The sequence below is a fragment of the Pseudomonas sp. FW306-02-D09B genome (assembly GCF_058782685.1).
The window spans coordinates 76,310-86,545 of record NZ_JBYSXY010000008.1; the positions used below are offsets into that span (position 1 = coordinate 76,310).

The following is a 10,236-nucleotide window of genomic DNA, read 5'->3' on the forward strand; positions in this document are numbered from 1 at the left end:
CAGCGACAGCACCGGGTCGAAAGTAACGTGCGCCGCAACCGCTATTGCAACGGAATATAAATATCGGTCTGCCACTGATCGTGCGGTGTCTCGGGATAGACGCTCAGGTAATCGAAGTACAGCGGATGGTCACGAAGCTCCTCACCGCTGGCAGGCAGCCAGTCGCGGTAGATCGGATAGATCGTTTCGCCGATATGATCCGTCGAGCCCACGTGTCGCACCACCACGCAGCGGCCGCCAGGAATGACGAGTTCGCGCACGCCAAACTCATTCGGCGCCACTGCCTCGTGAATCTCGCCGCACATGGCGAAGCGGAATTCTTCCGGCGGTGTCGTATCGGGGTTGCCGTAGGGAATGCCAAAGGTGCGACTCGATGCCACCGGCGACTGTCCGCTCTGCGTACGCCATTCGATGAACTTGCGCACGCTCTCATCGATGAGCCCGGTTGGCCCGCAGTGCTCAAGCGCTGCGACCCTGACTTCGGAAAACTCCACGATTCGTACCTGCATGATGATGCTCCTGGAAAAATGAGGAATTGCAAACACCGCCCCCCAGACCTGCCAGTTCGGTTGCTTCCTGAATGCACTCGGCGTCATACCGAACGCCCGCCTGAACGCCCTGGAGAATGCCTCGGGACTTTCAAAGCCGGCACCGAGTGCGGCGTCCAGCACCGAATGATCCGCAAGGGAGGCCAGGCAATGCGCCGCGCGTCGTAGCCGCATCAGTTGCACATAACGTGAGACCGGTACGCCCACGAACGCGGTGAATTGCCGATGGAAGTGAAATTCCGAAAAGTTCGCCACACGGCTCAACGTCTTCACCGAAAGGACACCTTCGAGGTTGGCGTCAATGTAGGCGAGTACGGCGTTGAAGCGTTTCGCATAGGCGGCGTTGGTCGGCATGTCAGACACTGGATAAAGGCTCCGGAAAGTACGGTAGGCACAGGATCGACCATGCCGGCATGAACGCGCCTAGCCGCGTTTGCTCAAAGCGCTTGGGTAGCCAGTAAAGACGCATCCCTTTACGATCAGGCGACCACACGGAAGGCGTTGCCCTCGGTGACAGAAAAAGGAGCGACCTTATGCAGCCCATCAGAATTCGTACCCTGCAAAGTACCGATACTGAGGCATTGCTGACATTTGAACGGGACAATCGCGAATGGTTTGAGCGCCACATTGACGCGCGCGATTCTGCTTTTTACTCGATACAGGGTGTCACCGACCACATTGCCGCTTATTTATCCGATTTTGCCGCCAGAACCTGGCACCCGTTTGTCATCGAAGATCCTGACGGAAAAATAGTGGGTCGAGCGAACCTGAAAGGCATCGACATAGCCGAGCGCTCGGCAGAAGTCGGCTATCGGATTGCTCAAAGCGCTTGTGGCCAGGGACTGGCAACGCAAGCGGTGAGGCATCTGATCCAGGAGGCGCAGCTGCATTGGAACCTTAAACAACTGGTTGCCAACGTATACGCTAGCAATATCGGCTCGGCAAAAGTACTGGAGCGGTGTGGCTTCTCGATCGAACATGCCTCTCGGCAAGAAGGGACAGAGCACGAGTATCGATTTGGCCTTTCGATTTAGATCAGTGAATGATTGGCCAACACCTGTAGAACGGGCACCTTCAGGGCTAATGCAAGTCAGCCAAGAGGCCGCGCAGGCAACACATCACCCGTAGCAGCCGGTGCAAGTTCAGGAAATTCAACCAGCAGTGCCTTGTTACCCCTGGCGATGTGCTCCGTCACCGCCTGGGCGATGTTTTGACGTACCACTCCGGCCGAGACGTAATACATGGCCCAGGCTTGTTCGGGCGTGCAATGGGCGATCTGTTCCTCAATTTCCTTGTAGGCTTTGTATTCGTCCGACTCCAAGTAGCATTGGCAATCACCTTGGCGCATGACTTTTCTCCTTCCCTGGAACTGCTGTGACAACCCTTTAGTCAGTCGACTGATAAAGGCAGCCCCTGCTCCCTACGTGATGACCCGCATTTTAAATAAACGCTGGCTATCGCAAGAAGCAGAAGCAACTCTTCAATAAAGACAACACTCCAGCCAGATCAAATGCCGGTCTTCACTTTGCTCCAAACTCGGGTGCGGACACGCTCCAACTTCAATGGCAGCGGTTCAAGTGGAATAAGTGTAGCAATCGTCTTTTGATCCGGGTAAATCCAAGGATTGGATGCCAGCTTCTGCTCGACAAACTCAGTGGCATCTTTATTAGCGTTAGGATATAGAGTGTGATTTGAGGTCTTGGCAATAACTTCTGGTCGCAACATGTAATTAATAAACGCCAACCCTTCCTTAGGGTGAGGTGCGTTTTTTAGCAGAACCAGATTTTCCGACCACACCAGCGCGCCCTCACGAGGAAGGCTGTAGGCAATCTTGCGTCCAGTGTTGGCCTTCTCGTTTATGGCCTGCGCAGCAAGGGCACCATTAGCCCATCCCACAACCGCACAAATATTGCCATCCGCCAGGTCAGCGTCGATTCTGGATGAGTCGAAATAGAGGACGTAGGGGCGGATTTTTAACAGCAGGGCTTGTGCTTTCTGGTAATCATCCGGATTCCTGCTGTTGCTGGGGAGCCCAAGGTAATGCAAAGCAATCGAAACGATCTCACTGGGAGAGTCGAGCATTGCCACACCACACGACTGGAGTTTGCTGATGTTTTCTTCTTTGAAGATCAGATCCCAGCTATTCACCGGAGCATCATCACCCAATGCCGCTTTGACTTTATCAACGTCATAGCCAATGCCGGTAGTGCCCCATAAATAGGGCACGGCGTAGCGATTACCAGGATCATTGACCGCAACCTGGGACAAGATATCAGGATCGATATGTGACAAATTACTCAGTTGACTACGATCCAACGGCTGAAGGACTCCCGCCTGGATCAGGCTTGGCAACACATTGGAGGTGGCCACCACCACGTCATACCCCGTGCGCCCAGCCATTACCTTACTCTGCATGATTTCGGCACTGTCGAACGCATCCATCTGCATTCTGGTACCGGTTTCCTGCTCAAACTCCTTTGGGGTCTCCGGTGCGATGAACCCGAACCAGTTATACAGATACATCCCAGGCTCTACAGCCGCCACTGATGTGCTGATCCCTATACAGAGAAGCGAGGCTGAAAAAATGCTTCGCAAAGGTGATTTTCTCATGCAACTATCCTTGTCAAGACGATGTGCCCTCATGGCCATCCTAAGCCCTGACAGTGAATATACCGGGCATTAGCGAATAGTAAATACCTACGAATACTTACCTCTGACCTACGAATCCCTAACCCTAAAGGGGTAGAAAATGCCACTCGACCTTCATAGCCTGGCCTGGCACCGATCGATTGGAAAGCTGATCATGCAGTTGAACCGTCCAGAATTCTGGAGCTCGCTTATTCGCACATTAAATGAATATGTGCAAATCGATAACTGGGTTGTATTAATCTTCAGCAATCAACACGTACACGTTATCAGCCTTCCTGAAGTAGCCGATATCGAAGAGATAGACGCATTCACTCATCGCTATGTGAAAGGGCTTTATCTGCTGGATCCATTTTATATAGCCAATCGAGAAAACCCGCAGAGCGGCTTCTTTCACCTGCTGGATATTGCACCGGAGCACTTCCTTAACACCGAGTACTATCATCAATATTTCGCACAGTACATTTCCGTAGATGAAGCGCAGTACAATGTCCAGCTCGACGCCGACAGAACGTTATGCATGTCCCTTGGCAGCAACATCCATTTCAATCAAGAACAGATAACACTACTTGACGTTATCAAGCCATGGGTCATTGCATTAATGCACCAGCGCATGTGTTTTGAGATTGACGTAGAAAAAAATCTCACCGAGCCACCGGTATGGCCAGAAACGATTACCCCGCTTGGAGCACAAATAACAACACGCGAAAATGACGTACTCAAATTGCTACTGAGTGGTTTCTCCAACAAAGAGATAGCCGGAAAACTTTCCCTGTCGACAGAAACGATAAAAGTGCACCGCCGTAATATTTACGCCAAATTAAATATCAAATCACAATCCGAACTATTTGCTCGTTTCTTCATGCCAAAACAGGATGTTCTCTCTACAAATTGACGTTTGTGCAAGTCGCGTGATCTTCGAACGCGCAGACGATGCAATCAATCATTGCGGCGATGCGCGCGGTGCTCACGAGCTGATTGATTCAGGCACACACTTTGGAAAAATCGTCCTGACGATGGGTGCCGATCACGTTGGCTGACGCCGGGCTTGTCTTTGCCAAGAGCATTAGCCGAAGGATTTGAATGACGCAAACCTTGTGGGAGCGGGCTTGCTCGCGAGGAGGCAATCACATTCAACATCCCTGTTGACTGATACACCGTCTTCGCGAGCAAGCCCGCTCCCACAGGTGCGCTCCTTGCGCCGCACGCGTTCAGCCACTGCGGGGCCATTGGCTCAGCGACGGCGGGCGTCGAGGCTGAAGTTCATGTGGTACTGGACGTGATGCTTCCCGCTGAGCGCGTGGTAGATGCACTCAAATCATTTCGAGAGGAATTTCCTACGGTGCACTCCACTTGCATATGGAGGCGCTCGGCGCAGTCACTCAACTGGTGATCAACGGCGGCGCGTCCGTCGGCGTCAGTGGCCCGCCGCAAGGTGGTTGATTGATCGGTTCATTCAACAAAGCTCAGCGGGCGATGCGCCCGCTCTTCGATAGCACCAGGATAATCTGCATCACTGAGGTTTCAGGCCATCGCGCCAGGCGATTGCTTCGAGTTCGACCCGGACCGCGTCCTCGACGGCAACCACAGGGCGTGCCTGGAACTCGAAGGCAGGAAACGTCGAGCAAACCTTGTGAACCGCCAGCGGATCGTCGCAGTCCACCAACATGTGTCCACCCCACTCGCCCACGCGCACGACAAACACCTCGATCTTGAAATTGTCCGGGGCTTTCCATTGACCGAACACTTCCAGGATCCGTTTCTGCGCACTCTCGTACTCTGCAGGTGAACCTTGTGGCCGTTCAAACCAGCTGATCATGTACTTCATTGCGATCCTCCTCTGGAGAGGTAAGGATAGTTCTCGATGCAGCTTCTCGCTTCAATCGCCTAGCCCGCCCATCCTGCAGACACTGTGCGATTTCGCGCCTACCGGTGCTGCAAAACCGACCCGCCCCTCAGCGAAAGACCGCTTCAGCACGCCGGCCTTGGCCTTGGCTTCGGACAAGATTGCATTACAACTTTGTCATTGTGCTGTTGGTCAGCTGTTGGAGTTGCCTTGTTACCGTGAACTCACTGCCAAACAACAGGCAGCCCACTTCAGACAAGGAGATACTGCCATGAAACTGTTAACGCTCGGACTCGCCACCCTCCTCGCCACCGGCGCAGCCTTCGCCGGTACCAGCGACACCTCGGCGGTGATCCACGACAGGACCGGTTTCTTCGTCCACCTGGACGTTGCGAAAGTCCTGTCCATGACTGAGATCCCGGACCAATGCGACGTCACTCCGGCCCGTCTTGATTACCTGGATCATCAGGGTCAGGAACATGTGCTGGACTATTCGGTTCAAGGACGTTGCACCAACGGAAACTGATGGAATGCGGTATACACATGACTATCCGGGAGCAGGCAATACGCAACAAAACCTGATGATTGGGCTAAAATTGCGCGACCTGCTCTCGGCGTTCAGACCCGTACTTTTGGGTTGAAGGCCGACACCGAACCAAGGTCATTCTCATGAACATCCTTGTCGTGGAAGACGAGCCCAAGGCGGGCAATTACTTACTCAATGGCCTGCAGGAGCAGGGATACTCCGTCAGCCTGGCCCGCGATGGCGTCGAGGGTTTATACCTGGCCCTGGAAACGCCTTTCGACGTCATCGTGCTGGATGTGATGATGCCGAAAATGGACGGCTGGGAAGTACTGCGCCGCCTGCGCAAGGAAGCCGACACGCCGGTACTGTTCCTGACCGCGCGCGATGACATCGCCGACCGAATCAAAGGCCTGGAGCTGGGGGCCGACGACTACCTGATCAAACCCTTTTCTTTCGCCGAGCTGGTCGCACGCCTGCGCACCTTGACCCGCCGGGGTCCTACCCGGGAAGAAGAGCAACTGCAGATCGCCGACCTGCAAATTGATGTCATCAAACGCCGCGTCACCCGCGCCGGCGTGCGCGTGACGCTGACAAACAAAGAGTTTGCGTTGTTGCACCTGTTTGCCACGCATCAGGATCAGGTGCTGTCGCGCTCACTGATCGCCTCCCGGGTCTGGGACATGAACTTTGACAGCGACACCAACGTGGTGGACGTGGCGGTGCGACGCCTGCGCCTGAAAATCGACGACCCTTTCCAGCTGAAGCTGATCCACAGTGTGCGGGGCATTGGCTACCGCTTCGATACGCAACCATGAACCGTCGCCATTATTCCCTCACCCTACGCCTGGCCGTGGTGTTCGCCTTGCTGGCCTTCGCCCTGATGGCCACCACCGGCGTCGCACTGTACCGCGATCTTGAGCGCGAACTGATCCGACGCGACGAGTCCACGTTGGTCTACCGCATCGATCAGCTGCGTAATTTTCTCAATGGCAGCAATACGCTGGATCTGATCAAGACCAAACCTGTGCTGTTTCAGAACATGCTGGGCAATCGCGAGTACATCCTCATGATTGGAGTTCCGGGGGAAGCCCCGTTACTGCAGGTCAATCCGCGGTATATCGATATTCCCGACCTCACGCCCGTGGCCATGGACCAATCCCTGTCACTGACCGATGTACGGCATCTACCCGCCGTGGACGGAACGCCCTTCGCGGCCATCTCCGCAAGTATCGACTCGGGCAAGCTGAAACTGACCGTTGGCTGTCTGATGACCGAACGAACTGCCGTACTCGCCAGCTACCGTCTCAGCGTATACATCCTCGCCAGCCTCGCGGCGATTGTCCTGGCGCTGGCGGGATATGCCCTGGTTCATCGCGGTTTGTTGCCCGTCAGGCGCCTGGCGCAGCAAGCCCATGGTATCGGCATCGGTAACCTGACAGAGCGACTCGACAGCCAAGGCGCTCCAAAGGAGTTGCTGCCAATGATCGACTCCTTCAACACCATGCTTGAACGACTCGCCAGGGGTTTTGAGCAACTGAGCCAGGTCTCGACCGACATGGCCCACGAACTGCGCACGCCCATCAACAACTTGCTGGGCGAAATCCAGGTCGCCATGCATAAGAACCGCAGCGTGGAGCATTACCAGCAGTTGCTCGCCTCCAACGTCGAAGAACTCGAACGCCTGGCACGCATGCTCGACAACATTCTATTCCTTGCTCGTACTGATCCGGGTAGCGCTCGTGATCAGCGCCAGGAACTGGGCGCCGCTGACGAGCTGGAACGCGTAGCCGATTACTTTGAAGGCCTGGCCGCAGACGTCGACATGACCATCCGCGCGGAGGGCGACGGCCTTATCTGGGCCGAGCCCACGCTGCTACGCCGTGCCTTGGCCAACCTGTGCGCCAATGCGATCAAATATGGCGCCCCGCATTCCGAACTGTTGATCCAGGCCACACCGTCCCAGGACGGCATCAATCTGCGCGTGCGCAACTACGGAACCACCATCCCGGCGGAACACCTTCCAAGATTATTCGAACGTTTCTACCGCGTTGATCCATCACGCGAGCGCTCGGCCCAATCCAACGGCCTGGGGCTTTCGATCGTTGCCACGATCATGCAGTTGCACAGTGGTCGCTACAGCGTCACCAGCGAAAATGGCGTGACCTGTTTCGATCTGTTTTTTCCGATACGGGAGCAGTAAGGGCGTCCGTTCGGTTTTCTGTCCCCAACACACTAAACTGCGACCGAACTCACCTCACTAGGCACAACAGAGCATGAACCAACTTTTAGCCATTCGCGTGTTTGCCCGGGTCGTCGAAGCAGGTTCATTTACCAAGGCAGCCGACTCTTTGGAAATGTGTCCCGTCCTGAATAAGGTTTACACCTTCTGATCTTTTTCAGGAGGACGGGACACACAAGAAAAATAAATGGGTCCCTTTTTCCCAGTCGTATCGAGGCCGCCCAGCGGGTGAGGTGAACCTGAGCAATAGACACAATGTCGCTGTTCGACACGGTCCGGCTTGCCTTGCGGAGTTTCAGATGGATCAGATGAAATCCATGATCATTGCAACCAGCCTTATTTGCACTGCGGCCCATGCTCTCGCTGCAACGGAAAGTCTGGACGCAAACGTTAAGGGGCAGGCGCCTACCGGCTGGATCTGCGGCGCGGTCGGAAAATGCCCTGCACGTTGGGTCAAGTGAACTCGCCGGTCCTTTCCCGTCTGCTATGCGTGCGAGGCTTGCGGGCATTCGCCGACGGGTATGTCAGCTTGCTACTGCCACTGTATCTGCTGGCATTGGGCATGCAGCCGCTTCAAGTCGGGATGATCGCCACCGGCACGTTGTTAGGCTCAGGTGTATTGACGCTCCTGGTTGGCCTCTATGCTCATCGTTTTACCTACCGTCTATTGCTGCTGATGGCCTCGCTGCTCATGACGGGAACCGGTTTTGGTTTTGCGACTGTCACCGATTTCTGGCCTTTGCTGGTGATTGCCATCGTCGGGACATTGAATCCGTCCAGCGGCGACGTCAGCGTATTCTTGCCGCTAGAGCACGCCGTGCTTTCCGGCATAGTGGACGAACGTCAGCGGACGGCGGTGTTTGCCCGCTATAGTCTGATCGCTGCATTGGCTGCTGCATTGGGGGCGCTGGTCGCAGGTGCGCCTGATTGGATAGTCGCGACATCCGGGCTCGACAGGAAGAAAGCGCTACAAGCGATGTTTCTCCTTTACGGCTTATTAGGACTGGCATCGGCGCTGATTTACTCCACGCTACCTCAGGAGATTGGCACGGACGAGCACAAGGCACCGGCTGCGCCGTTACAAAAATCGAAACGGGTCGTTTATACCCTCGCAGCCTTGTTTAGTCTGGATGCGTTCGGGGGTGGCTTCGTGGTGCAATCGATGATCGCCTTGTGGCTTTTCCAGAAATTTCAGCTTTCCACCACGGTCGCAGGCGAGATTTTTTTCTGGACCGGAGTAATGACTGCGTTTTCATATCTTGCGGCGAATCGCATAGCCGATCGGTTTGGACTTGTGAATACGATGGTGTTTACCCACTTACCCTCTAGCCTGTTCCTGATCCTCATTCCTCTTATGCCGACATTGAGCCTGGCCATCATCCTGCTGCTTGCACGCAGCGCGTTGTCGCAAATGGATGTGCCGACCCGTAGCTCCTACATCATGGCAATCGTGCCACGTGGGGAGCGCGCAGCTGCGGCCAGTATCACGACGGTCCCACGAAGCCTGGCGTCGGCGTTGAGCCCACTGCTCGCTGGTTATTTGCTGGGCTTATCGACTTTTGGTTGGCCATTGGTGATCGCGGGCGGTTTGAAGATCACCTACGACTTACTGCTGCTGAGCCTGTTTCGGGATATACGGCCACCAGAAGAAAGCGGCCAGAAGCGCTAGATAGGGGCGTGCCGAGACAAGGGGGGAATTCGTGCATTCGGATGTAAAATGATGTCTCGGTACAGAGGGCCCGAGACATGAAACCGATTATCTACTTGATCATTGGAGTGCTTGCGTGTCTGTCAACGCCCGTGACCTTTGCTCAGGACCAGTTTGCCTACACCGTTTCCAACAGCGTCCTCAGAACCGGCCCGGACCTCGCCTATCCGCCCATCATGACCGTACCTCGGGGCTCGAGGCTGACGATCTATGGCTGCCTCAGTGACTGGCGGTGGTGCGATGTCAGCTGGCATGGCGAACGCGGTTGGATAGCCGGCAACTTACTTGAGTACGATTACGCCGGGCGGCGCGTATACATCCCCGACTATGGCGCCCAGATAGGTATGCCGATTCTGATCTTCGGCTTCGATAGCTACTGGAACCGCCACTACCGCGATCGGGACTGGTTCCGCCATCGTGCTCACTGGCGTCACATACACATGCTCTCACGGCCACAGCAGCCGCAACAGCGACTGCCTCAACAGCAGCGCGAGACGGGACAGCTACCGCATCAGCCGCTGCAACAACCGCAGCCGCTGCCACAACAGAGGCTGCCTCAACAACAGCGCGAGACGGGACAACTGCCGCATCAGCCGCTGCAACAACCGCAGCCGCTGCCACAACAGAGGCTGCCTCAACAGCAGCACGAGACGGGACAACTGCCGCATCAGCCGCTGCAACAACCGCAGCCGCTGCCACAACAGAGGCTGCCTCAACAGCAGC

11 protein-coding genes and 1 pseudogene are annotated in these 10,236 nt (G+C 55.5%); 8 read left to right on the top strand and 4 right to left on the bottom strand.

Annotated features, from left to right (window positions below; genetic code table 11):
• Positions 1 to 41: 41 nt before the first annotated feature.
• Positions 42 to 911, bottom strand: coding sequence for an AraC family transcriptional regulator (locus tag AC3WK5_RS15260; protein WP_054597989.1), 870 nt, complete (start codon positions 909 to 911; stop codon positions 42 to 44).
• A gap of 170 nt (positions 912 to 1,081) precedes the next feature.
• Here AC3WK5_RS15260 and AC3WK5_RS15265 point away from each other — a divergent pair, with 170 nt between their 5' ends.
• Complete coding sequence (locus tag AC3WK5_RS15265) at positions 1,082 to 1,582, top strand: GNAT family N-acetyltransferase (protein WP_103315930.1); 501 nt, start codon at positions 1,082 to 1,084, stop codon at positions 1,580 to 1,582.
• Between the two features lie 56 nt (positions 1,583 to 1,638).
• Here AC3WK5_RS15265 and AC3WK5_RS15270 read toward each other — a convergent pair whose 3' ends face one another.
• Together AC3WK5_RS15270 and AC3WK5_RS15275 are read right to left on the bottom strand one after the other, a co-directional pair.
• On the bottom strand, positions 1,639 to 1,896 hold the full coding sequence (locus AC3WK5_RS15270) for a hypothetical protein (protein ID WP_103315931.1): 258 nt from the start codon (positions 1,894 to 1,896) through the stop codon (positions 1,639 to 1,641).
• Positions 1,897 to 2,054: 158 nt separating this feature from the next.
• Positions 2,055 to 3,158, bottom strand: coding sequence for a polyamine ABC transporter substrate-binding protein (locus AC3WK5_RS15275; protein ID WP_103315932.1), 1,104 nt, complete (start codon positions 3,156 to 3,158; stop codon positions 2,055 to 2,057).
• Between the two features lie 139 nt (positions 3,159 to 3,297).
• Here AC3WK5_RS15275 and AC3WK5_RS15280 point away from each other — a divergent pair, with 139 nt between their 5' ends.
• A complete protein-coding gene (locus tag AC3WK5_RS15280) occupies positions 3,298 to 4,089 on the top strand; it encodes a helix-turn-helix domain-containing protein (protein WP_103315933.1) in 792 nt (263 codons plus the stop codon).
• A 351-nt stretch (positions 4,090 to 4,440) separates the two neighbouring features.
• A pseudogene (locus tag AC3WK5_RS15285) lies at positions 4,441 to 4,634 on the top strand (LysR family transcriptional regulator); the annotation flags it as partial.
• A 73-nt stretch (positions 4,635 to 4,707) separates the two neighbouring features.
• Here the strand turns inward: AC3WK5_RS15285 and AC3WK5_RS15290 are convergent.
• The gene (locus AC3WK5_RS15290; RefSeq protein WP_103315934.1) at positions 4,708 to 5,022 is read right to left on the bottom strand and encodes a DUF3303 domain-containing protein; all 315 of its coding nucleotides are present in this window, start codon (positions 5,020 to 5,022) and stop codon (positions 4,708 to 4,710) included.
• Between the two features lie 289 nt (positions 5,023 to 5,311).
• On the opposite strand from AC3WK5_RS15290, the gene AC3WK5_RS15295 reads away from it, so the two are divergent.
• The 5 genes from AC3WK5_RS15295 to AC3WK5_RS15315 all read left to right on the top strand — a co-directional run.
• Positions 5,312 to 5,566 (top strand): DUF2790 domain-containing protein, encoded by a 255-nt coding sequence (locus tag AC3WK5_RS15295; protein ID WP_103315935.1) that lies wholly within the window; start codon positions 5,312 to 5,314, stop codon positions 5,564 to 5,566.
• A gap of 143 nt (positions 5,567 to 5,709) precedes the next feature.
• Positions 5,710 to 6,381, top strand: a complete 672-nt coding sequence (locus tag AC3WK5_RS15300; RefSeq protein WP_019689699.1) for a heavy metal response regulator transcription factor — start codon at positions 5,710 to 5,712, stop codon at positions 6,379 to 6,381.
• Positions 6,378 to 7,766, top strand: a complete 1,389-nt coding sequence (locus tag AC3WK5_RS15305) for a heavy metal sensor histidine kinase (RefSeq protein WP_103315936.1) — start codon at positions 6,378 to 6,380, stop codon at positions 7,764 to 7,766. Before AC3WK5_RS15300 ends, AC3WK5_RS15305 begins: the two co-directional genes overlap by 4 nt.
• A gap of 475 nt (positions 7,767 to 8,241) precedes the next feature.
• Positions 8,242 to 9,474, top strand: coding sequence for an MFS transporter (locus tag AC3WK5_RS15310; protein WP_103315937.1), 1,233 nt, complete (start codon positions 8,242 to 8,244; stop codon positions 9,472 to 9,474).
• Positions 9,475 to 9,551: 77 nt separating this feature from the next.
• A partial coding sequence (locus AC3WK5_RS15315; RefSeq protein WP_492574150.1) for an SH3 domain-containing protein occupies positions 9,552 to 10,236 on the top strand: 685 nt, incomplete at its 3' end.

Coding starts and splice junctions, on each gene's coding strand:
- AC3WK5_RS15265 (WP_103315930.1), top strand. CDS start 1,082: ATGCAGCCCATCAGAATTCGTACCCTGCAAAGTACCGATACTGAGGCA.
- AC3WK5_RS15270 (WP_103315931.1), bottom strand. CDS start 1,896: ATGCGCCAAGGTGATTGCCAATGCTACTTGGAGTCGGACGAATACAAA.
- AC3WK5_RS15275 (WP_103315932.1), bottom strand. CDS start 3,158: ATGAGAAAATCACCTTTGCGAAGCATTTTTTCAGCCTCGCTTCTCTGT.
- AC3WK5_RS15280 (WP_103315933.1), top strand. CDS start 3,298: ATGCCACTCGACCTTCATAGCCTGGCCTGGCACCGATCGATTGGAAAG.
- AC3WK5_RS15290 (WP_103315934.1), bottom strand. CDS start 5,022: ATGAAGTACATGATCAGCTGGTTTGAACGGCCACAAGGTTCACCTGCA.
- AC3WK5_RS15295 (WP_103315935.1), top strand. CDS start 5,312: ATGAAACTGTTAACGCTCGGACTCGCCACCCTCCTCGCCACCGGCGCA.
- AC3WK5_RS15300 (WP_019689699.1), top strand. CDS start 5,710: ATGAACATCCTTGTCGTGGAAGACGAGCCCAAGGCGGGCAATTACTTA.
- AC3WK5_RS15305 (WP_103315936.1), top strand. CDS start 6,378: ATGAACCGTCGCCATTATTCCCTCACCCTACGCCTGGCCGTGGTGTTC.
- AC3WK5_RS15310 (WP_103315937.1), top strand. CDS start 8,242: ATGCCCTGCACGTTGGGTCAAGTGAACTCGCCGGTCCTTTCCCGTCTG.